General features: G+C 66.4%; 18 protein-coding genes and 1 riboswitch. Of the genes, 12 read left to right on the plus strand and 6 right to left on the minus strand.

Features of this window, described 5'->3' with window-relative positions:
- Window positions 1-24 precede the first annotated feature (24 nt).
- Window positions 25-1053, minus strand: a complete 1029-nt coding sequence (locus JOF28_RS12925) for a phosphotransferase (RefSeq protein ID WP_209706113.1) — start codon at window positions 1051-1053, stop codon at window positions 25-27.
- 179 nt (window positions 1054-1232) lie between these two features.
- Between JOF28_RS12925 and JOF28_RS12930 the strand changes: the two genes are divergently transcribed.
- Window positions 1233-2615: an aspartate aminotransferase family protein gene (locus tag JOF28_RS12930; RefSeq protein ID WP_245189971.1), complete on the plus strand. Its 1383-nt coding sequence runs from the start codon at window positions 1233-1235 to the stop codon at window positions 2613-2615.
- A 62-nt stretch (window positions 2616-2677) separates the two neighbouring features.
- On the opposite strand, the gene JOF28_RS12935 is transcribed toward JOF28_RS12930, so the two are convergent.
- The gene (locus JOF28_RS12935; protein WP_209706114.1) at window positions 2678-3517 is read right to left on the minus strand and encodes a Bax inhibitor-1/YccA family protein; all 840 of its coding nucleotides are present in this window, start codon (window positions 3515-3517) and stop codon (window positions 2678-2680) included.
- 142 nt (window positions 3518-3659) lie between these two features.
- Between JOF28_RS12935 and JOF28_RS12940 the strand changes: the two genes are divergently transcribed.
- Window positions 3660-4673 (plus strand): glycerophosphodiester phosphodiesterase family protein, encoded by a 1014-nt coding sequence (locus JOF28_RS12940; protein WP_209706115.1) that lies wholly within the window; start codon window positions 3660-3662, stop codon window positions 4671-4673.
- Window positions 4674-4698: 25 nt separating this feature from the next.
- On the opposite strand, the gene JOF28_RS12945 is transcribed toward JOF28_RS12940, so the two are convergent.
- The gene (locus JOF28_RS12945) at window positions 4699-5697 is read right to left on the minus strand and encodes an asparaginase (protein ID WP_209706116.1); all 999 of its coding nucleotides are present in this window, start codon (window positions 5695-5697) and stop codon (window positions 4699-4701) included.
- A gap of 64 nt (window positions 5698-5761) precedes the next feature.
- Between JOF28_RS12945 and JOF28_RS12950 the strand changes: the two genes are divergently transcribed.
- Window positions 5762-8332 carry an ATP-dependent helicase gene (locus JOF28_RS12950; RefSeq protein WP_209706117.1) on the plus strand — a complete coding sequence of 857 codons (2571 nt, stop codon included), beginning with the start codon at window positions 5762-5764 and terminating at the stop codon, window positions 8330-8332.
- A 97-nt stretch (window positions 8333-8429) separates the two neighbouring features.
- Here JOF28_RS12950 and JOF28_RS12955 read toward each other — a convergent pair whose 3' ends face one another.
- Window positions 8430-9068, minus strand: coding sequence for a TetR/AcrR family transcriptional regulator (locus JOF28_RS12955; protein WP_209706118.1), 639 nt, complete (start codon window positions 9066-9068; stop codon window positions 8430-8432).
- 492 nt (window positions 9069-9560) lie between these two features.
- On the opposite strand from JOF28_RS12955, the gene sucC reads away from it, so the two are divergent.
- From sucC to JOF28_RS13000, 9 genes are all read left to right on the plus strand, one after another.
- Window positions 9561-10727 carry an ADP-forming succinate--CoA ligase subunit beta gene (gene sucC, locus JOF28_RS12960; RefSeq protein WP_209706119.1) on the plus strand — a complete coding sequence of 389 codons (1167 nt, stop codon included), beginning with the start codon at window positions 9561-9563 and terminating at the stop codon, window positions 10725-10727.
- Window positions 10728-10758: 31 nt separating this feature from the next.
- The gene (sucD, locus tag JOF28_RS12965; RefSeq protein ID WP_209706120.1) at window positions 10759-11661 is read left to right on the plus strand and encodes a succinate--CoA ligase subunit alpha; all 903 of its coding nucleotides are present in this window, start codon (window positions 10759-10761) and stop codon (window positions 11659-11661) included.
- A gap of 220 nt (window positions 11662-11881) precedes the next feature.
- Entirely contained in the window at window positions 11882-13804 is a 1923-nt protein-coding gene (locus JOF28_RS12970) for a cell division protein PerM (RefSeq protein ID WP_209706121.1), read from the plus strand.
- Between the two features lie 12 nt (window positions 13805-13816).
- A riboswitch (TPP riboswitch) is annotated at window positions 13817-13926 on the plus strand.
- A complete protein-coding gene (locus tag JOF28_RS12975; RefSeq protein WP_245189973.1) occupies window positions 13920-15173 on the plus strand; it encodes a thiamine ABC transporter substrate-binding protein in 1254 nt (417 codons plus the stop codon). Its footprint overlaps the riboswitch before it by 7 nt.
- Before the next feature lie 105 nt (window positions 15174-15278).
- Window positions 15279-16859: an ABC transporter permease gene (locus tag JOF28_RS12980; RefSeq protein WP_209706122.1), complete on the plus strand. Its 1581-nt coding sequence runs from the start codon at window positions 15279-15281 to the stop codon at window positions 16857-16859.
- The gene (locus JOF28_RS12985; RefSeq protein WP_209706123.1) at window positions 16859-17404 is read left to right on the plus strand and encodes a nucleoside/nucleotide kinase family protein; all 546 of its coding nucleotides are present in this window, start codon (window positions 16859-16861) and stop codon (window positions 17402-17404) included. Before JOF28_RS12980 ends, JOF28_RS12985 begins: the two co-directional genes overlap by 1 nt.
- A gap of 9 nt (window positions 17405-17413) precedes the next feature.
- A complete protein-coding gene (gene purN, locus JOF28_RS12990) occupies window positions 17414-18025 on the plus strand; it encodes a phosphoribosylglycinamide formyltransferase (RefSeq protein WP_209706124.1) in 612 nt (203 codons plus the stop codon).
- Between the two features lie 79 nt (window positions 18026-18104).
- Complete coding sequence (gene purH / locus JOF28_RS12995) at window positions 18105-19787, plus strand: bifunctional phosphoribosylaminoimidazolecarboxamide formyltransferase/IMP cyclohydrolase (protein WP_209706125.1); 1683 nt, start codon at window positions 18105-18107, stop codon at window positions 19785-19787.
- A 147-nt stretch (window positions 19788-19934) separates the two neighbouring features.
- Window positions 19935-20135: a PLDc N-terminal domain-containing protein gene (locus JOF28_RS13000; RefSeq protein ID WP_209706126.1), complete on the plus strand. Its 201-nt coding sequence runs from the start codon at window positions 19935-19937 to the stop codon at window positions 20133-20135.
- On the opposite strand, the gene JOF28_RS13005 is transcribed toward JOF28_RS13000, so the two are convergent.
- On the minus strand, window positions 20128-20592 hold the full coding sequence (locus JOF28_RS13005) for a VanZ family protein (protein ID WP_209706127.1): 465 nt from the start codon (window positions 20590-20592) through the stop codon (window positions 20128-20130). The two genes, JOF28_RS13000 and JOF28_RS13005, sit on opposite strands and share 8 nt — an antisense overlap.
- Before the next feature lie 61 nt (window positions 20593-20653).
- Entirely contained in the window at window positions 20654-21052 is a 399-nt protein-coding gene (locus JOF28_RS13010; protein WP_209706128.1) for an META domain-containing protein, read from the minus strand.
- Between the last annotated feature and the right edge of the window lie 97 nt (window positions 21053-21149).

A 21149-nucleotide genomic window follows, 5' to 3' on the forward strand; every position in this document is an offset into this window, starting at 1 on the left:
CGGCTTCGGCCGGGTTTTTGTGTTTTATCGGGCGAAACGATGGTGCTGGTGCGCGCGTGTGCGGGGAGCTGCGGGCCGCGTAAGTGCGGGCGACGCCAGCGTTGCGGCGATCACCTGAAACGCTGCGGCCGACCCTTGCGCGCGTGCAGCCGCGTAGCCCGCCCGGTCACCCGACATGCGGCTCGCCCACACCACGGTGTTGAGGGCGAGCCGCATCGCGGCGATCGGGGCGAACGTTTCGGCCTCGGCCGTCGTGAACGGTAGTTCTGACTGCCAGCCGTCGGCCACCGCACGAAGCGCAGCGAGCGGGTCGTCGGCGGCCCTCGCAAGGTATGCGGCGGCAATCGCGGGCTCGGCAACGCGCCACCCCACGAGCATGTCGTCAAAGTCGATGATGGCGGCGATCTTGCCGTCAGCGCCCACCAGCACGTTATCGTCGTGCAGATCTTGATGCACGAGTGCGCGGGGGAGCGACGCTGCGACCGGCGCAATGAAGCGGCCATGCAGCAGCAACGCCGCTTCGCCGATGTCACGCGCTGGCCCCGCAGGCAGCAACGCGGTGTGCTGCGCAATCGTGTCAGCGGTGGTGTGGGCGGCCCAGGTGTGCGCGAGCGGCCGAGGTGGCCCGGGGAAGCCCGCGAGGTCGCGCTGCAGCAGCGCAGCGGTCGCGCCCAGGTGCGCACCAAAGCGGGCCCCAGCACCGGGCTCAGCTACCGCGCTGGCATAGGGCACCGCATCGACCCAACGGGTCACCGAGACGAACACGGGGGCTGCAGATCCGGCCTCGTCAAGCGCCGCGAGCGCACCGTCGGGCGTGTGCACCTGCTCGGGTACGCGATGGCCGAGCGACGCGAGCCGGTCAGCGATCTCGGCCCGCCACAGCTGCACCGCGAAATCCCTGGGCCCCGAGGCCTGCATCTTCACCGCATACGCCCCAGTGTCGGTCTCGGCGCGAAACGTGCTGGCGAGCTCACTGCCCAGCACCGTGAGCGACGACGCCCGAATCGCGTGCGTGCGCAGCAGCACCGGCCTCGCCTGGGCTGCGGATAACATGAGGGTGTCCATGGGGCTCCGAAGCGGATCGGTGAAGCGGGCAACGCCGCCAGAATCAAGTGCCGCACCATCGCGACTGCGATCAGCGCACCATCATCACTATATTGGTGCGTGGAGCCCCACGCGCGCAGCACCGCACCTGCGCGCGCAGCTCCCAGATCAGCTTCGGAGGAACGACGATGGTGTCTCAGGGCAGCGAACAATCGGTGATGGTGAATGGGTATGATCCGGGGGCCGCAGCGGCGCTCACGCCCGCGGCTCGCGCGCTGATCACGCGACGAGAACGCGTGCTCGGATCGGCGTACCGCCTGTTCTACCGTGAGCCGGTGCACGTCGTCCGCGGGCAAGGCGCCCACCTGTTCGACGCCGACGGTCACGACTACCTCGACGCCTACAACAACGTGCCGGCCGTGGGGCACAGCAACCCGCGCGTGCAGGCCGCCGTGGCCGCGCAGCTGGCCACGCTGAACACCCACACGCGCTACCTCACCGACGACGTCATCGACTACGCCGAACGGTTGACCGCGAAGTTTGCGCCGCCGCTGTCGCAGGTGATATTCACCTGCACCGGCAGCGAGGCGGTCGATCTCGCCGTGCGCATGGCGCGACGGGTGACGGGCGGCGAGGGCATCATCGTGACGCGCAACGCCTATCACGGCACCACCTCGACGGTCGCCGAGATCACGCCGAGCTTGGGCCCCAACAACCCGATTCCGGCGCGCACCGCCCTCATCGATGCCCCCGATTCGGTGCGGGGGAGCGGCGGCGCGGCAGCGATCGCGGCATTCACCGAGCAGGTGCGCGGCGCGATCGCGGGGTTCGCGGCCCAGGGCATTCCGTTCGCCGGCATGATCGTGGATTCGGTGCTGTCCAGCGATGGCATGCGCCTCGAACCGGCCGGGTTCTTAGCGGCGGCCGCGCAGGTCGTGCGCGAGGCGGGCGGCCTGTATATCGCCGACGAAGTGCAGCCCGGCTTCGGCCGCACGGGAGCCTGGTGGGGCTTCGAACGTCACGGCCTCGTGCCCGATCTTGTGGTGGTGGGCAAACCCATGGGCAACGGGGTGCCGATCGCCGCGGTGGTAGGGTCTGAACACGTGTTTGATGCGTTCGGCAGCGAGGTGCGGTACTTCAACACCTTCGGGGGCAACCCCGTGAGCATCGCCGCCGCGACCGCCGTGCTCGACGAGATCGAACAGCGCGACCTGATCGCGCACTCAGCGGCGGCGGGCCAGCGCCTCAGCGACGGGATTCGCCAGATCGCGGCCGACGCCAAACGGGTGGGCGCAGCCACCCATATCGCCCAGGTGCGCGGTGCCGGGCTGTTCATCGCGGTCGAATACGTCAGCCCGACAGACGGGGTGACCCCCGACCCGCAGGCGGCGCTGGCGGTGGTGCAGGGGCTGCGCGATCGCCGCATTTTGGTGAGCGCCTCGGGCACCTACGAGAACGTGCTCAAGGTTCGGCCGCCGCTCGTGTTTGATACCGAGGGCACGGGCACGCACCCCGACACCGCACGGTTCTTGGAGGGCTTCGCGGCCGTCACCCGCGATGCGGGCCAGTAATAACAAAAACCTGCCCGGTGCAAGTGCACCGGGCAGGTTTCGTGACGCGTCAGGCAGCGGGATTAGTCGCCGCGCAGAATCGCGAGGATGCGCAGAATCTCGACGTAGAGCCAGATCAGCGTGACCATCAGGCCGAAGGCTGCAGACCAGCCCCACTTCTCGGGCACGCGGTTCTTAACACCGTTCTGAATCAGCTCGAAGTCCATCACGAGCGAGTATGCCGCGAGGAACACTGCGAGCAGGCCGACGATCACGCCGAGCGGAATACCAAACACGGTGACGCCGCGCATGCCCCAGGGGTTATCCATCGCACCGAACATCATCATGCCGAAGTTGATCAGCGAGAAGAGTGCGTAACCCACCATTGCGATGAGCACGATCTTGGTCATCTTGGGGCTCGTGCGTACCTTACCGCTGCGGAAAAGCAGCAGGGTAACGGCGAACACCGAGAACGTGCCGATGAGTGCCTGCGACACGATGCCGGGCCAAGTCGCCTCAAAGACGCCCGAGATGCCACCGAGGAACAGTCCCTGGAAGACGCCGTACAGCATGATGAGCGGAACGCTCGGCTCCTTCTTGAAGGAGTTCACGAGGCCCAACACGAGGCCGATGATGGCGCCGGGAAGCATGAGGGCCGGAATGAACCAGCCGACCGCCGCGAACGCGACCACGATCAAGAACAGGCCCACGGTCTTCGAGATGGTGTTCTCGTAGGTCATCGGCTTATCTGAGGGCGTAATCACGGGGGGCTGCTGTGCCCCAAAGCCTGTGTCAGTTGCGGGCTGATCAACACCCGGTCGCTGGGTCTGTGCGGCGGGCTGATCGTAGATGCGGCGCAGCTCTTCAGCGGTAAGTGACTTACCGTTGAGTGCTGGGTTCTTACTAAGAGCCGGGTTACTCATGCGTCGGAATCCTTTCCAGGCGTATATATGGTGCAAGCCTATCGAAGCGTGGTCATGCGCGGGCTGTGATTTGCATCGATATCAGCTGATTGTGCTGCACATGCTGCAGGTACCGCGGTGCCCGTTCGTTTAGCATGGGGGTATGCACAGCCAGCCTCATCGCACGCTCGTTATCGGCCACCGAGGCGCCCCGGGGTATCGGCCCGAGCATTCTGAATCGTCGTACCGGCTGGCGTTCGAACTGGGGGCCGACGCGGTCGAGCCCGACATTGTGGTTTCGAAAGACGGTGTGCTCGTGGTGCGGCACGAGAATGAGATCTCGGGCACCACCGATATTGCCCAGCGCGCTGAGTTCGCGCACCTGCGCACCACCAAGACGATTGATGGGCAGAAGCTCACGGGTTGGTTTACCGAGGATCTCACGTGGGCCGAGCTCGCCACGCTGCGCTGCCGAGAGCGGCTGCCCAAGGTGCGCCCCGATAACTGCCGCTTCGACGGTGACGAGCCCATGCTGCGGCTGCGCGACGTGCTCGCGATCGTCGACGACGAAGCGCGCACCCGCGGGCGCACGCTGCAGACCGTCGTCGAGATCAAGCACGCCGCGTTCTACGCTGGCCTGGGCGTCGACATTGGGGCGCTGCTGCTCGCAGAGCTCGGCGAGACCGGGTGGGCCGATACCCCCGAGCGGCTCGTCATCGAGGCCTTCGAACTCGGGGTGCTCGACCGGCTGCGCGAGGCGGGCGTTGCGGCGACGCTGATCTACCTGACCGAGCGTGCGGGCACTGCGGCAGATGAACCGCAGCCCGGCGCCGCTTCCCGCCCCTATGCCTGGTACCGCAGCGACGAGGGGCTCGACCTGCTGGCCGGCCGCGTCAACGGCATCAGCGTGGCGAAGGCCGACCTGCTGCGGCTGAGCGCGCTGGGCCGCGCGGTGGGCGCCACCGATCTGGTCGATCGCGCCCACGCCCGCGGCCTCAGCGTCTTCACCTGGACCCTGCGCCCCGAAAACCGCTACCTCAATCTGCGGTTCCAATCCTCACTGCACGGCGAAGAATGGGGCCGGTGGCAGCGAGAATTCGCGATGATTCTGGCCTCGGGCATCGACGGGATATTTGTTGACCACCCCGATCTAGGGGTGGCCACGCGCGACGCGTAGGGATCCGGATCATTCCCCGTGTGGGCTAGCGCCCGTGGCATTCTCCGACCAGATTGCGTTCGACGAGTGCGCGCAGCGCGGGCCCCGAGATGCCGCGGTCGAGCAGGAAGCCGAGCTTGGCGATGGCGGCCTCGAGCGTCAGATCTGAGCCATCAATCACGCCAGCCGCCGCGAGTTCGCGCCCCACGGCATAGCGCGAAAGATCGACGCTGCCGTTGGCGCACTGCGTGATCGCCACGACCGGCATGCGTGAGCCGATCTCGCGCAGGGTGCCGAGCATGCCGGGCCGGGCCATCGGTGCGTTGCCGCTGCCGTAGCACTCGAGCACGAGCGCGTCGGGGGCGCCGAGGGTCGCGCACCGCAGATCTTCGGCGGTGACACCGGGCACAAACCGGTAGGTGAGCACGCGCGCCGAACGCGGCCGCGGCTCGCCCTCGCTCGCCGGCACGCCCGTGGGGGCTGGCGCGAGCGACCGCTCAGCACGAAACCCCTCGAGGGCCTCGGTGTGACACTTCGACGCGCGCACCGCGGGCAGCAGCTTGCCGCCAAACGCGATCGACACCGGTGCGGTCGCCGAGGCGCGCACCGCAGCGCGAATCGCGAGCGTGAGGTTATCGACCGCGTCGGTGTCGGGGGCGCCGTGGGCGAACTGGCTGCCGGTCACAATCACGGGGCACCCAATGTCAGAAAGTTCGAAGGCCAGCCGCGCGGCGGTGTAGGCCAGCGTGTCGGTGCCGTGCGCGATCACCACACCGCGGGGGCGGTGCGTGCGCACGCGGGCCCTGATCGCGCGGGCAATGCGCGGCGCAGTATCGGCCTCGGCGTTCGAACTATCGATGGCGGGCAGCAGATGATTGACGCGGGGATCCACACCGATCGGCGCGCAAATACCGGCCACCATGCGCTCGAGCGCCTCGGGGAAATCGGGGTCGGGGGCGAGCCCCTGGTCAGTCTGCCGCATACCGATGGTGCCACCCGTAGCGAAGATAAGAACTGAGGGTCTGGAAGCAGGGGGAACGGGCATACCTCCATTGTCCCCGATCCTGGCCGGTGAGGATGTCAGGGGCGAGGCCTAGACTGGACCCACAATGAGTGACTTCGAACTTTTGGACCCTTCTGGCCTGCCGATTGGTGGCTCCTTCGGTGCTGCGGGTGCCGCGAACGCTGCAGACCCGCTGCTCGAAGGGCTGAACCCCTCACAAGAGCGAGCCGTGGTGAGTCGCGGCCCCGCGCTCTTGATTGTGGCGGGCGCCGGGTCGGGTAAAACGCGGGTGCTCACCCACCGCATCGCGCACCTGATTCGCGGGCGCGAGGCCTGGCCGAGCCAAATTCTCGCCATTACCTTCACCAATAAGGCCGCCGCCGAGATGCGCGAGCGCATTGGCGACCTGCTCGGGGGAGCCGCCGAGGGCATGTGGGTGTCGACCTTCCACTCGGCGTGCGTGCGCATTTTGCGCCGCGAGTCTGAACGCTTCGGGTACGTCTCGGGGTTCACGATCTACGATTCGGCAGACTCACGCGCACTCTTGAAGCGCATCATCAAAGACACCGATGCGGCCAGCTACGGCTTCACGCCCGCAAACGCGAGCAGCAAGATTTCGAAGCTGAAGAACGAACTCCTCGACGCCTCGGCGTTTCGCACGACCATGAACGACGCTGACCCGCGCGACCGACTCTTCGCCGAGATCTTCACGATGTACGACCAAGAGCTTCGCCGGGCCAACGCATTCGACTTTGACGATCTCATCGGGCAGACCGTGCAGCTGTTTCGCGCGCACCCCGATGTTGCCGCGGTGTACCAGCGCAGGTTTCGCCACATCTTGGTTGACGAGTACCAAGACACCAACCACGCGCAGTACTCGCTCATTCGTGAGCTCACGCGGCCTACCGACCCCGAGCAGACGATGCGGCTCACCCCGCCGGCGCGGGCGGCAGAACTCGATGACAACGGTGTGATTCCCGCCGCGAGCCTCACCGTGGTGGGCGACTCTGACCAGTCGATTTACGCGTTTCGCGGGGCAGACATTCGCAACATCGTCGAGTTCGAACGCGACTTTGTGGGCGCCGAGGTCGTCAAGCTTGAGCAGAACTACCGCTCAACCCAAAACATTCTCTCGGCCGCCAACGCGGTCATCGGCAACAACTTCGACCGGCAAGAGAAAAACCTGTGGACCGCCTCGGGCGACGGCGAGAAGATCGTCGGGTTCACCGGTTACTCGCAGCACGACGAAGCCCGCTTCGTGGCCGAAGAGATTGAAGACCTGCACCGGCAGGGGCTCGCCTACGGCGATGTCGCGGTGTTCTACCGCACCAACTCGCAGACGCGCGCCCTCGAAGAGCTGCTGATTCGCTCAGCGATTCCCTACCGGGTGCTCGGCGGCACCAAGTTCTACGAGCGTGCTGAGGTAAAGGACGCGATGGCCTACCTCACGAGCATCGCCAACCCCTACGACCCGATTACCTGGTCGCGGCTGCTCGGCGCCCCCAAACGGGGCATCGGCCCGATGGCCGAAGCCCACCTCGCGATCTTCCAAGAGGCCCACGACCTCTCATTCCACGAGGCGATGGCGCGCGCGGCCGAGGTGCCGCAGCTTGGGCCCAAACTGCGCGGCTCGGTGCTCGCCCTCGCCGACATGTTGGCGCGCGCGACGCAGATGGCCGTGGGCGGCGGCACCACAGATGTCGAGGGTGACGAAGCGCAGCCGGCACCGGTGGGCGATGTGCTCAAGCTGATTCTTGACGAGACCGAGATGATCGAGAAGTTGCGTGCCAAGCGCGACCCGCAAGATGATGCTCGCGCTGAGAACCTCGAAGAGCTGCTCGCCGTGGCCCGCGAGTTTGACGTTAAGCATCCGGGCGCAGGGCTCATCGCGTTTCTCACTGAGGTGAGTCTCGTCGCGGCCGTTGACGACCTCGACGACACGAGCGGCACCGTCTCGCTGATGACGATGCACACCGCCAAGGGCCTCGAGTTCAAGGCCGTGTTCATCACGGGCGTGGAAGAGGGGCTGCTGCCGCACCAGATGTCGGTCGACGAAACCGGCGGCATCAACGAAGAACGACGACTCATGTACGTGGGCATTACCCGCGCACGCGAGCGCCTCTACCTCACCCTCGCCTCCACCCGCGCCACCTTCGGTGATATCTCGGCCGCCATGCCCTCGCGATTCCTGCAGGAAATTCCTGAGGGGCTCGTGCACTGGCGCCAGTCACCGGGCGAGGTCACCAGCCGCGGCGGTACCCAGTCGCGCGCGCTCAACGCGCCGCGCGGCACTGGCGGCGGGTACGCGCAGCGCCCCAGCCGCGACTCGAGCGTGGCCTTTGGTGGCCCCTCTCAGGGCAGCAGTGCCGCCCTGCAAGAACCGTCGAACGGCAATATGCAGTCGGCGCTCGAGAAATGGCGCGAACGCAAACGCCTCGCGAAAGAGGCACAAGCCTCGGGCGGCGGGTTCCCCAACACAATCGCGCTCGGCGCCAGAGACAACAGCAGTCTTGCGCTCGCCGCGGGCGATCGCATCAAACACGACCAGTACGGCCCGGGCCGAGTCACCGCGATCACCGGCGAGGGCACCAAACGGGTGGCGCACGTGGTGTTCGACTCGGTGGGCGAACGCAAGCTGCTGGTCAAGCTGGCCCCCATCGAGAAAATCACCGAGTGAGTATCGCTCATTAAACGGAGCCGCAAGCTCCCATCGTGCACGAAAGCCCGCCCTGCTGTTACCAGCGGAGCGGGCTTTCGTGACTGTATGCCAGGAGTTACCGAGCGGTAAGCACCTTCTGCAGGTCTGCCTTGAAATCGTGGAAGCCGCTTTCATCGAGCGAAATGTCGTCGGGGTCGAGCTGCGCCAACTCGGCGAGCTGCGTCGACACCACGGTGTGCACCGTCATCGCGGCGAGCCAGGCTTCGCGTTCGAGCGAATCGATGCGTGCGCGATCGGGGTTGGCGTGGAGCCAGGCCGCGGTGGTGGCGATGAGCGGTCCGACCGACTCAGCCATCGAGAGCTGGGAAATGCGTGCGGCCTCGGGTTGGGTCGTGAGCAGCTGCATGCGTAGCTGGGCAACTTCAGTGTTGACCTTGCTGTGACCGATGGCTGCGAACAGCAAACGGTAGATTCCCAACGGCAGGTTATCGGGGCTCGTATCCAATATCGCGAAGGCATCAGGGCCCTCGGGAATGTTGATGGCGCGGCCAACAATGGCGTAGTCACGAGCCGGAAAATAGTTGAAGAATGTGCTGCGTGAGATATCGGCCATCTCGCAAATTGCCTCGACGGTGACGTTATTGACGCCGTTCTCGAGCGCTAACTTCACCGCAGAAAGTTCAATTGCGTTTTCGGTGGCACGGCGCTTGCGCGCGCGTAGGCCCTCGGGTTTCGGGTCTACAGAGGTCTTCACGAGTTTCTTCTCCAGCCGTCACCATATGTTGGGGCGTAGATGCGATGGAACTTTCGCATGTTGGCGAGGGCACATTCAAGAGTAGTAGGAAACTCTGGGAGGACACGTTATCAAAACAGCGAGTTTGTAACACTGCGAGACATGGTTGTGCGGGATGCCAGACTGGAATGCCATTTATGCCGATCTGGCGCATCAATAGTGTGCTTGCTAGGCTGTGAATCTGCACGCATAGCAATGGTGCGAAACCGTAGGGGGAATACCGATGGAACTTGCTGCATACGACGTCGTATGGTCAATTGTGCTGATCGTGGGAGCCCTAGCGATGGGCGCCGCATCCTGGCTGATTGTGCGTGCGGTGCGTCGATCTCGGAGGTAGTTACAGGCAAGGGTCGTTAGGGTTGCGGTGGTAGACTTTGGGATTGGTCGACTTATCTTGACATCGAGACATTTTGTGTCTCATGTTTCCCCGCAATCACAAGCAAAGGACAGTACGTGGATCTGTACGAGTACCAGGCGCGAGACCTATTTGAGCGATACGGAGTACCGGTGCTTGCCGGTATCGTCGCTGATACGCCCGAGGAGGTGCGTGCCGCTGCAGAGAAGCTCGGTGGCGTCGTAGTGGTGAAGGCCCAGGTGAAGGTCGGTGGCCGCGGTAAGGCTGGCGGCGTGAAGGTGGCCAAGAACCCCGACGAGGCATTTGCTGCAGCGCAGTCAATTCTCGGCCTCGACATCAAGGGTCACACCGTGAACCGTGTGATGGTCGCGGCGGGCGCAGACATTAAGGAAGAGTTTTACTTCTCAGTACTGCTCGACCGAGCCAACCGCTCATACCTGTCGCTGTGCTCAGTAGAGGGCGGCATGGAGATCGAGCAGCTCGCGGTTGAGAAGCCCGAGGCGCTCGCTCGCATTGAGGTTGACCCGATCGCGGGCATCGACGCGGTGAAGGCTGAAGAGATCGCTCGCGCGGCTCGCTTCCCCGAAGAACTCGTGGCCAAGGTTGTGCCCGTGTTCCAGAAGCTCTTCGAGGTGTACGCAGGCGAAGACGCCACGCTCGTTGAGGTCAACCCTCTCGTGCTCACCGGCGCAGGCGACATTGTTGCCCTCGATGGCAAGGTTTCGCTCGACGAAAACGCTGCTTTCCGTCACGCCGAGCACGCTGAGCTCGAGGACAAGGCTGCTGAGAACCCGCTCGAGGCGAAGGCCAAAACGCAGGATCTCAACTACGTCAAGCTCGACGGTGAAGTGGGTGTCATCGGTAACGGTGCAGGCCTCGTCATGTCGACGCTCGACGTGGTCGCCTACGCAGGCGAAAACCACGGCGGCGTCAAGCCCGCCAACTTCCTTGACATTGGCGGCGGAGCTTCGGCCGAGGTTATGGCTGCAGGCCTCGACGTCATCTTGGGCGACCCCCAGGTGAAGTCGGTGTTTGTCAACGTCTTCGGTGGCATCACCGCGTGCGACGCCGTGGCAAACGGCATCGTTGGCGCACTTGAGAAGCTCGGCGATTCGGCGAACAAGCCGCTCGTGGTGCGTCTCGACGGCAACAACGTTGAGGAGGGACGCCGCATTCTCAACGAAGCAGCGCACCCGCTCGTCACCCAGGCCGCAACGATGGACGAGGGCGCCGACAAGGCTGCCGAACTCGCCAACGCCCGATAGCCCGCGCACGCAGATATAAGGAACTCAGAGAATGTCTATTTTCCTGAACAAGGATTCCAAGGTCATCGTCCAGGGCATCACCGGCGGCGAGGGCACGAAGCACACCGCCCGCATGCTCGCTGCGGGTACGCAGGTCGTCGGCGGTGTCAACGCTCGCAAGGCTGGCACCACCGTCACCCACGTGAACGCTGAGGGCGCCGAGGTTGAACTGCCCGTCTTCGCGACGGTCGCAGAAGCCATGGCTGAGACCGGCGCAGACGTGTCGGTGGCATTCGTGCCGCCCGCCTTCACCAAGGATGCATCGGTTGAGGCGATCGACGCGGGCATCGGCCTGCTCGTGATCATCACCGAGGGTGTGCCGGTGAAGGACTCGGCTGAACTGTGGGCACACGCTCAGGCCACGGGCAACAAGACCCGCATCATCGGCCCGAACTGCCCCGGCATCATCACCCCCGGTGAGGCACTCGCAGGCATCACGCCCGCGACGATCACCGGCAAGGGACCGATCGGCCTCGTGTCGAAGTCAGGCACCCTGACCTACCAGATGATGTACGAGCTGCGCGATCTTGGCTTCTCGACCGCCATCGGTATCGGCGGCGACCCCGTGATCGGTACGACGCACATCGATGCGCTCGCCGCATTCGAGGCTGACCCCGAGACGAAGGCGATCGTCATGATCGGTGAAATCGGTGGCGACGCTGAAGAGCGTGCCGCTGAGTACATCAAGGCTCACGTCACGAAGCCCGTTGTGGGCTACGTGGCTGGCTTCACCGCCCCCGAGGGCAAGACCATGGGCCACGCAGGCGCCATCGTCTCGGGCTCGGCTGGTACGGCACAGGCCAAGAAGGAAGCCCTCGAGGCCGCCGGCGTCAAGGTGGGCAAGACGCCCACCGAGGCTGCTGAGCTGCTGCGCGCGGCCTACGCTGCCCTGTAAGCAGGCGTCGTAGCGACTTCGCTACACCCCAAAGCCGAAGCGTGGTTCACGAAAGTGAATCACGCTTCGGCTTTTTTGCTGCCTCCGTGCACCAGGTGAGATGCCCGGCTGAGCGGGGCATGCGGCACGCCCATCGCAGTAACGCCCGGCCGCCCACGCCGCGCGCACGCAGCGAAATAACCGGGTGCGCAGAGTAAGCTTCAGGGCAATGAGAGCGATAGTGACGGCCGTTGTCGCGGCGATTGAAGCGTGCGCGGCGGCCATAGCCAGCCTCGCAGCGGTAGCCATTCCTGCGGTGGTGCTGTGGGTGGTGACCTTTGGGATCGCTGCTGAGCAAGCCGAGGTGGTGTCGGCGGTCGCGGGGGTGTGGCTGCTCGCTCACTTCGTGCCCATGGAGTTGGTGCTGTCGCAACAAACCATGCTGAGCCTGGGGGTGGGCAGTCAAGCGCTCACCTTTACGCTGTCGCTCGCACCGCTTGCGATCACGCTGATCAGCGTGACGTTTGCGGTGCGCGCCGGTCTCCGTCTCGGGCGACGCGGCGGCATCGGCGTGGCCGGGCTGATCGGCGGTGCAGTGGGATTCGCTGCCGTCGCGTTTGCCGCTGTGCACGTGACCGGGGGGTCTGCGCCGCAAGGGATCACGGCGTCGGTGATCACCGCGACGCTGGTCTATACGGTGTCGGCTACCGCCGCATTCGTGCTGGCTGCCGCCACGAGCGGTGCGGGGTGGTGGCGCTACTGCGTGCGCGCGGTGCAGCGGGGCATGGCTCACCTGGGGCTCGCGGGCGTCGCGGCGTTTCCGGCCCGGGCGGCCACTGTCTACCGGCTGACCGCGGGTGCCTGCGCGGCGGTCGTGGGCACCGCGGCGATCGCGGTGACCGTTGCGCTCGCCACTGGGTTCGCCGATGTGATCGCGCTGGCCCAGGCGCTGCAGCTCGATGTGCTGGGGTCGGTGCTGCTGTTTCTGACGCAGCTCGCGCTGCTGCCGATCGCGATCGTGTGGTCGCTGTCGTGGCTGAGCGGGGCCGGCTTCGAGCTCAGCGGCATGATCTCGCCGTTCACCGAAACCGTGGGCACCCTGCCGCTGCTACCCATGTTTGGGGCGCTGCCGGGCAGCGCCGGATCACTCGGCGCCATTGCACCGTTGCTGTTGGTGCTGGCCAATGTGGCCGTGGGGGCGCTGCTGGCCCGCCGCGCCGAACTGCGCCGCGCCACGTGGCCCGTCGCCCTGGCGCTGCCGGTCATCGCCGCGGTGTGCACGGGTCTGGTCGTGGCGGGGCTGAGCGCGCTCGCCACCGGATCCCTCGGGCCCGGCCGCCTCGCGCACACGGGCCCCGATGCGTGGCTCGTGGGCGGGCTAGTCGCCGCCGAGGCCGCGGTCGGATTGCTGATTGGGGTGTCGGTGGCCCGCGCTGATTACTCACGCGTGAAAGACGCGGTGGCGCTGCCCGAACCGATCGCACGCTGGAATGCTGAGCGCACGGCGGCCGCCGAAGCCGCTGCCCGGGCGGTACGCCCCGAAGACGCCGAGACCGTTGACCTGTCGCGCGTGCGCGCGGCACCAGACGCTACGAATGATCTGGGTGACGACCTCGATGCAGACGCAGGCTTCGGCGAAGACCCGCAGCGCCCGGTCGAACCCGTGACGGCGCCGGTGGTGGATCTCTTCGCGCGCGCACGCACCGAGCGCGCGGTGAACACCTGGGGACGCCCTGACGACGAGGTAGACACCCCGCAGTGGGGCGACGCGGGCGAGACCTGGGGCGCCGACCCCGAGCTCGGTGACTACGACGCGTTTGATGACGCGCGGGGGATTGATCCGGATCAAGAACCCGAGGAGCCCGAAGCGCCTGAGCCGCTCGAGGAACCTGAGCCGCGGCCCGCGCCCGAGATCTTTGATATCGAGGCGGCTGAGGCAGCGGAGGCCGCTGCAGCAGCGGCCCAGCGCGAGTCAGCTGCGTCAGTAGACGGGCTGTCGGCCGAAGAATCCGAGGCACTGTTGCGGGCGTTTGCGTGGGATGCGGGCGATGCTGAGCCGCTCACCCGCGATGATCACGCGGGCCGGTCGCAGGGCGATACCGGGCCGATCACGCAGCCGCGTGGCCGGTTTAAACTGCCCGGTTGGCGTCGGCCCAAGGAGTAGGGCTAGGCTGGGGTCACAATCCACGGGAGTCCTGATGCGCGGGGCTGAGAGGGAGCACGCTTGCTCCGACCGTTTAACCTGATCTGGTTCATGCCAGCGGAGGAAGGACGACTTCATGCAGCATGCAGTTTTGACCACGCGCCAGGAGCGCTCAGGCGGAGCCGTGCGAGGCACGCAGGGAGTGCGAGCTGCGCGAGGCTCACAGCAAGCGCGAGCCGTGCGCTTCACAGGTCTTGGTGCCGCGGCGATCGCGCTCACGATGCTGGCGGGGTGCGCCACGGGCGCAGCCGACAGCGGTGCCGATAGCGGTGCCGCAGGCCAGGCGGGCGCTTCGGGCAGCAACACCGTCACGCTGGCGGTGCACAGCAGCTTTCCCAACGACGCGTTCGCGAAAGCAGCGAGTGCGGCGACCGGGTACGACGTTGAGGTCGTGGCGGCTGGCGACGGCGGGGAGCTCACGAACAAGCTGGTGCTCACCCAGGGGGCGCCCATCGCCGACGCCTTCTTTGGCGTCGACACCATGTTCGCCTCGCGGCTCGTGGAGCGCGACGTAGTGGAGCCCTACGCACCGAAGCAGCTGCCCGCAGGCGCCGCGGAGTTCGCGATTGCCGCTGAATCGGCCGCCGGTGCTGGTACCGGTGCAGGTGCTGATGCCAGCACCGCCGAAGGTGTTCAGCTCATCGCCGAGACGGGCATGGTGCCCGTCGACTTTGGTGCCACCTGCGTGAACATCGACACGGGCTGGTTCGCCGAGCACGATATTGCCGCGCCCGAAACCTACGAAGACCTCGTGAAGCCTCAATACCGCGACCAGACGGTGCTGCTCGATCCGACCGCTTCATCGACCGGCGCCGCCTTCCTTGTGGGCACCGTGGCCGCATTCGGCGAAGACGGCTACGTCGACTACTGGCAGGCCCTGCTCGACAACGGCGCCCGCATCGAACAGGGCTGGAGCGACGCCTACTACGGCCAGTTCACCCAGGGCGGCGAGGGCGGCACCAAACCCATCGTGGTCTCATACGCCTCGTCTCCCGCGTTCACCGTCAACGAGGCGGGCGACGCAGCGAGCACGCAGGCGCTGCTGGGCACCTGCACGAGGCAGGCCGAATACGCGGGCGTACTCGCGAATGCCGCGAACCCCGAGGGGGCACGCGCGGTCGTCGACTACCTCGTATCGAACGAGTTTCAACGCACTATCCCCGACACGATGTACATGAACCCGGTCGATGGTGCGGTCGAGCTGCCCGCAGCCTGGGCACAGTTCGCCCCCGAGCCCACCGCGCAGCAGGCCCACGACCTGAGCGCCGCTGAGATTGAACGCGGCCGCGAAGGCTGGTTGCGCACCCTCGGCGACGAGATCGGGCTGTAACCACTGATCACGGGTGCGCGGCGGCGGGGGTCCTCCCCAATACTCTGGTGGACCCTCGCTGCGGCGACCCCGCTCGCGTTTCTGGCCCTGTTCTTTCTGTGGCCGGTGCTCTCGCTCGTCGCGACCGGGTTTCTGGCTGACGGCCGCATCGACCTCGGAGGATTCGGTGAGGTGTTTGGCAGCGCCCGCACCTGGCGGGTCATCGGCCAAACCCTCACGCAGGCGGTGTTGGCGACGATCACGTCGCTCGTGCTGGGATTGCCGGCCGCCTATGTGCTGTACCGGCTGAAGTTTCGCGGCCGCGGCATTGCCCGGGCCCTCATGACGGTGCCGTTCGTGCTGCCCACCGTGGTCGTCGGCGTCGCGTTTACGGCGCTGATCGGCCCGGGTGGCCCCCTCGCGTGGACGGGCCTTGACCGGTCACTCACGGTCATCGTGGCCGCCATGACCTTCTTCAACGTTCCCGTGGTGGCCCGCACCGTCGGCACGTTCTGGGCCCGGCTCGACGACAGCACCGAGGCCGCCGCCCGCGTGCTCGGCGCGGGGAAGGCGCGCGCCTGGGTGTCGACCACGCTGCCGGCGCTCGCCCCCGCGCTTGCCTCGGCCGCCTCGCTCGTGTTTTTGTTTAGCGCGACCTCATTCGCGATCGTGCTCGTGCTGGGCGGGCGCGATTTCTCGAACATTGAAACCGAGATCTACCGGCTCACCGTGCAGTTTCTCGACCTGCGCGGGGCCGCTGTGCTCTCGCTCGCCCAGTTCGCGATCGTGGGGGCGGCCCTCGCGGTGTCGGCCTGGCTGCGGCGCTCGGGGGAGCGGGCCGTGAACATTGTGCGCGAAGACGCGCAGGGCAAGCGCCCCACCCCGGGCGACATCCCCGCCCTCGTGATCTTCGCGGCCACCCTGCTCTTGCTGCACGCCCTCCCCATCGTGACCCTCGTGGTGCGGTCGCTGCAGACTGCCTCGGGGGAGGGCAGCCTCACCAACTACATCGCGCTCGTCAATCCACCCGCAGACTCACCCCTGCAGGGCACCGTGCTCGACGCCGCATGGCTGTCGATCCGCATCGCGCTCGCCGCAGCGCTGATCGCCATGGTGCTGGGCACCCTCGTCTCGCTTGTGCTGTCGCGCCGGCCCACCTCACCCGCGCTGAAGCGCGGCATCTCACTGTTTGACGGGCTCGTGATGCTGCCCCTCGGGGTGTCTGCTGTGACCCTCGGGTTTGGGCTGCTCATTACGATGCATCGCCCGCTGGGCATCGGCTTCGATCTGCGCACCTCGGTCGTGCTGATTCCGATCGCGCAGGCGCTGGTGGCCCTGCCGCTCGTGGTACGCACCATGCTGCCGGTGCTGCGCGGCATCGACCCCGAGCTGCGGTACGCCGCGGCCACCCTCGGCGCGGGCCCCGGCGCCGTGCTGCGCGCCATCGACCTCCCACTCATCGGCCGCAGCGCCGGCCTCGCCCTCGGGTTTGCGTTCGCCGCCTCGCTCGGTGAATTCGGCGCCACCTCCTTCCTCGTGCGCCCCGGCGCCCAAACCCTGCCCGTCGCCATCGCCGAACTCATCGGACACCAAGCCCCCGGCAGCTACGGCGCCGGCCTCGCCGCCGCCGTCGTGCTCGCCGCCATCACGGCCGCAGCAATGCTGCTCGCCGAACGGTTTCGCGCCGACCAGACCGGAGCCTTCTAATGACCGACCCCAGCGCGCGGTCCCTCCCCGCCCCCGGCAGCTTCGATGTGCTCATCATCGATGGCAGATCCGGATCAGGAAAAACCGTGCTCGCAGAGCGCGCCATCGCCCGGGCCCAGCTCGCCGAACAAGACCCGCAGCTGCTGCACGTCGAAGATCTGTACCCGGGATGGGACGGCCTCGACGCCGGATCGCGGGCGCTCGCGGGCGTGCTCGCGAGGCGCGGTTACCGGCGCTACGACTGGATCGCGGGCGAATTTGGCGAGCAGATCGCGATCGGCCCCGAGCTGCCGCTCATCATCGAGGGCTGCGGCGCCCTCACCGCAGAAACGCTCGCCGCCGCGCGCACATTTGCCGGGCCCGCCACGCGCGTCACCACGCTGTGGCTCGAATGCCCGGCTGCCGAGCGTCGCGCCCGCGCCCTCGCGCGCGACGGCGACACCTACGCCCCACACTGGCGACGGTGGGCCGCGCAGGAAGAAACACTCTACGCCCGCACCCGCCCGTGGCTGCTCGCCGACCGCATCATCGCCAGCGGCAGGTAGACTAGAGCGGTGCTGAAACTTGCGGTTCTCATCTCTGGCGGCGGTAGTAATCTGAAGGCGCTCATCGAAGCGACCGAGCAGCCCGGTTTTCCGGCGCGCATCGTGTGCGTGGGCGCCGACACCGAGGCCCCCGGCCTCGCCCACGCCACCGCGGCGGGCATCCCCACCTTCGTGGTGCGCCCCCGCGATTACGGCAGTCGTGACGAGTGGGGTCAGGTCTTTGCCGCCGCCATTCAAGAACACGGCGTCGGCACCGGCCCCGAGCCCGGCCTCGTTGTGAGCGCGGGCCTGATGCGCATTCTGCCCGGCGGCTTCGTGCGCGAATTCTCACCCCACCTCATCAACACCCACCCGGCCCTGCTGCCGCTCTACCCGGGAGCCCACGCGGTGCGCGACGCGCTGGCCGCGGGCGCCACCGAAACCGGGGTCACCGTGCACATCATTGATGAGGGCGTCGACACGGGCCCCGTGCTGCGCCAGGCGCGCGTTGACATCGCCCCGGGGGAGCCCGAAGACGAGCTGCACGAGCGCATTAAGCAGCTCGAGCGCCCGCTGCTAGTGGAGACCGTGCGCGAGATCGCGACCGGCGCGCTGCAGCTCGAAGGCACCGCGGCCGCCTAACCCGCTTGACCGTAGCACCCAGTTTTCCTTTCGTTTTGCTTCAGATTTGTTCGCAGTACCCGAGAAACCAAGGAGCCACATGGCAGTCCAGAGCCACGACCCCAGCCTCTACGAACACCGTGACCAGGTTGCAGTACGCCGTGCACTGATCTCAGTCAGCGACAAGACCGGCCTCACCGAGCTCGCCACCGCACTCGTCGAGGCGGGTGTTGAGATCGTGTCGACCGGTTCGACCGCCGCCACGATTCGTGCCGCGGGCCAGCCCGTGACCGATGTGGCCGAGGTCACCGGCTTCGCCGAGGTACTCGACGGTCGCGTGAAGACGCTGCACCCCGCCGTGCACTCGGGCCTGCTTGCAGACCTGCGCCTCCCCGCGCACCGCGCAGAGCTCGAGACGCTCGGCATCAAGCCGTTCGAGCTCGTCGTCGTGAACCTGTACCCGTTCGAAGAGACCGTCGCACAGGGCAAGCCCGCCGCTGACGTCGTCGAGAACATCGACATCGGGGGCCCCTCGATGGTGCGCGCCACCGCGAAGAACCACGCGAACGCCGCCATCGTTGTCTCGCCCGAGCGCTACGACGACGTCATCGCAGCGGTGCAGGCTGGCGGCACTACGCTGCAGCAGCGTCGCTCGCTCGCCACCGAGGCCTTCGTGCACACCGCGCAGTACGACGCGGCCGTCGCCAACTGGTTCTTGGATCAGGATGACCAGGGCTGGAGCGACGCTCCCGCCGCAGAGGCCGAAGAAGCTGAAGAGCTGTCATTCGACGTACTCTTCGAGGCACCCGCTCCCGGCGCCCCCATCAGTGCACAGACCGTCGGCTACGAGGTCTTCGGCATGCGCGACGCGGTGCTGCGCTACGGCGAGAACAGCCACCAGCGCGCGGCACTGTTCACCGAGCACGAGGGCACGGGCATTGCCCAGGCCAAGCAGCTGCACGGCAAGGAAATGTCGTACAACAACTACGTTGACGCCGATGCTGCGCTGCGCGCTGCCTACGATCACGAGCGCGCTGCGGTCGCGATCATCAAGCACGCGAACCCCTGCGGCATCGCAGTGGCTCCCGAGGGTGCTGCCGATGAGATCGCTGCGGCTCACGAGCTGGCTCACGCCTGCGACCCCGTATCGGCATTCGGTGGCGTGATCGCCGCGAACCGCGTCGTCACCGCCAAGATGGCCGAGACCGTTGCCGGTATCTTCACCGAGGTGATCGTGGCCCCCGGCTTCGAGCCCGAAGCTCTCGCGATTCTGACGCAGAAGAAGAACGTGCGTCTGCTGGCCCTGCCGGTTGATTACACGCCGAACCCCATCGAGCTGCGCCAGATCTCGGGCGGCTTCCTCGTACAGGATTCGGATCGCTCGTTCGCGGCCGCCGCTGACTGGACCCTCGCCACCGGCGAGGCTGCCGACGCAGCGACGCTCGCTGAGCTCGAGTTCGCTTGGCGCGCCTGCCGCGCAGTGAAGTCGAACGGCATTCTGCTCGCCGCCGACGGTGCTTCGGTGGGCGTGGGCATGGGCCAGGTCAACCGCGTCGACTCCTGCCGCCTTGCGGTGGATCGTGCGGGCGACCGCGCGAAGGGCGCCGTGGCTGCCTCAGACGCGTTCTTCCCCTTCGCTGACGGCCTGCAGGTGCTGCTCGACGCGGGTGTGCGCGCGGTTGTGCAGCCCGGTGGTTCGGTGCGCGACGCCGAGGTCATCGAAGCGGCTCAGGCCGCAGGCATCACCATGTACTTCACGGGTGAGCGTCACTTCTTCCACTAAGCAGTAGCGACAGCGGCCGGCAGCGATCAGTGATCGTTGCCGGCCGCTTTTGCGTGCGGTGGGTTGGTGGTTACCTCGCTCTACACCAAGGCAATTTAATAGTGCAACGAGCAAAGCGCTACGGTGAGAGCTATGGATCCTCTATCAATGATGGTTTTCTTGTTCATTCCGTTCGTGGTGTGGCTGGTGTGGTGGATCGTCGTCGTGGGGCAGATTCGCGATATTCGTACGAACAACGCCACAGCAAAGACCCTCTGGGTGCTGATCGTTACCCTGTTCCCCTTCCTCGGCTTGATTCTTTGGCACTGGGTGGGAAAGTCGATCGTGTCTGACGGCTTCATCAAGTAACCGTTACGCCCGCCGCGGCGTGCTCATTGCCGGTGCTCCCGCGCTTCAACCGGTAGATAAACAGCACGACCAGTACGCCGAGCGCGCCTGCGACAGAGTCGAGGGCGACGTCGCGTAGCTCGCCCGAGCGGCCGGGCACCAAGAGCTGGTGCAGCTCGTCTGAGCTGGCATACACGAACACCCACGCCACGCTGGCCCAGGCGGCGCCGCGCAGCGAACGCAGCAGCGGATTGAACACCCCAAGCGTGAGCGCGCCGAGCATGAAATAGACGAACGCGTGCGCACCCTTTCTGATGGCGAATGCTAAGAGCTCGGTGGGGAGCGGCAGGCCGAGCTGCTGCACAAACTCAGCGAGCGCATCGCTGGGCACCTCTGATGCGTGACCGGGCTGCGCCGAAAACCAAAAGATGCCCGCCATCCACAACACGAGCACGCACACGCGAACGCCAAACGTCACCGTGCGCAACGGGTGGCGCGCGGTGACGTTTGGCGTAGGGGAGACGTCGTGATTCAGCGGGTTAGCCCTCTGAACGCTTCAGTGTGCCAATCTCGGCACCGTCTTTATCGAGCACCGTCATCTTGTCACCAGAAACGGTGGCGGTGGCTGCTTTGCCGAGCCAGGTGTCGACGCCTTCGCAGAACATCATGGTGGAGGCGATCTGACCGAACTCCACGCCGCCATCCTTTTCGGTGTAGTCACCCATGAGGCGGTTGCAGCCGTCGGTGCCCGAAAGCTTGCCGTCGGTGCCGAGCTCGAGAGCGGGCTGGCCCTGTGTCTCGGCGTCGCCCCAGCTGCCGGTGACGTCGCCGCTTGACGACGAGCAGCCGGTGAGCGTGAGCGCTACGAGTGCCGAAGCGGCGAGCACGGTGCGAAGGGCGAAACGCTTGGACGGGGTCTGTGAGTTACTGAGGCGCATACTGCGAGCCTAACAGCGAGACACCCCGCCGAACAGGGCAAAGCCCAGATCAACGGGGTGAAACACGGGGTGATATCTGTGGTTTACAGCGGGTTTC

It is taken from the genome of Leucobacter exalbidus (genome assembly GCF_017834145.1).
Classification (GTDB): Bacteria; Actinomycetota; Actinomycetes; order Actinomycetales; family Microbacteriaceae; genus Leucobacter; species Leucobacter exalbidus.

Coding starts and splice junctions, on each gene's coding strand:
- purH (WP_209706125.1), top strand. CDS start 18,105: ATGGCAGTCCAGAGCCACGACCCCAGCCTCTACGAACACCGTGACCAG.
- JOF28_RS12925 (WP_209706113.1), bottom strand. CDS start 1,053: ATGTTATCCGCAGCCCAGGCGAGGCCGGTGCTGCTGCGCACGCACGCG.
- sucD (WP_209706120.1), top strand. CDS start 10,759: ATGTCTATTTTCCTGAACAAGGATTCCAAGGTCATCGTCCAGGGCATC.
- JOF28_RS13010 (WP_209706128.1), bottom strand. CDS start 21,052: ATGCGCCTCAGTAACTCACAGACCCCGTCCAAGCGTTTCGCCCTTCGC.
- JOF28_RS12940 (WP_209706115.1), top strand. CDS start 3,660: ATGCACAGCCAGCCTCATCGCACGCTCGTTATCGGCCACCGAGGCGCC.
- JOF28_RS12930 (WP_245189971.1), top strand. CDS start 1,233: ATGGTGTCTCAGGGCAGCGAACAATCGGTGATGGTGAATGGGTATGAT.
- JOF28_RS12935 (WP_209706114.1), bottom strand. CDS start 3,517: ATGAGTAACCCGGCTCTTAGTAAGAACCCAGCACTCAACGGTAAGTCA.
- JOF28_RS12985 (WP_209706123.1), top strand. CDS start 16,859: ATGACCGACCCCAGCGCGCGGTCCCTCCCCGCCCCCGGCAGCTTCGAT.
- JOF28_RS12945 (WP_209706116.1), bottom strand. CDS start 5,697: ATGCCCGTTCCCCCTGCTTCCAGACCCTCAGTTCTTATCTTCGCTACG.
- JOF28_RS12950 (WP_209706117.1), top strand. CDS start 5,762: ATGAGTGACTTCGAACTTTTGGACCCTTCTGGCCTGCCGATTGGTGGC.
- JOF28_RS12975 (WP_245189973.1), top strand. CDS start 13,920: ATGCAGCATGCAGTTTTGACCACGCGCCAGGAGCGCTCAGGCGGAGCC.
- JOF28_RS13000 (WP_209706126.1), top strand. CDS start 19,935: ATGATGGTTTTCTTGTTCATTCCGTTCGTGGTGTGGCTGGTGTGGTGG.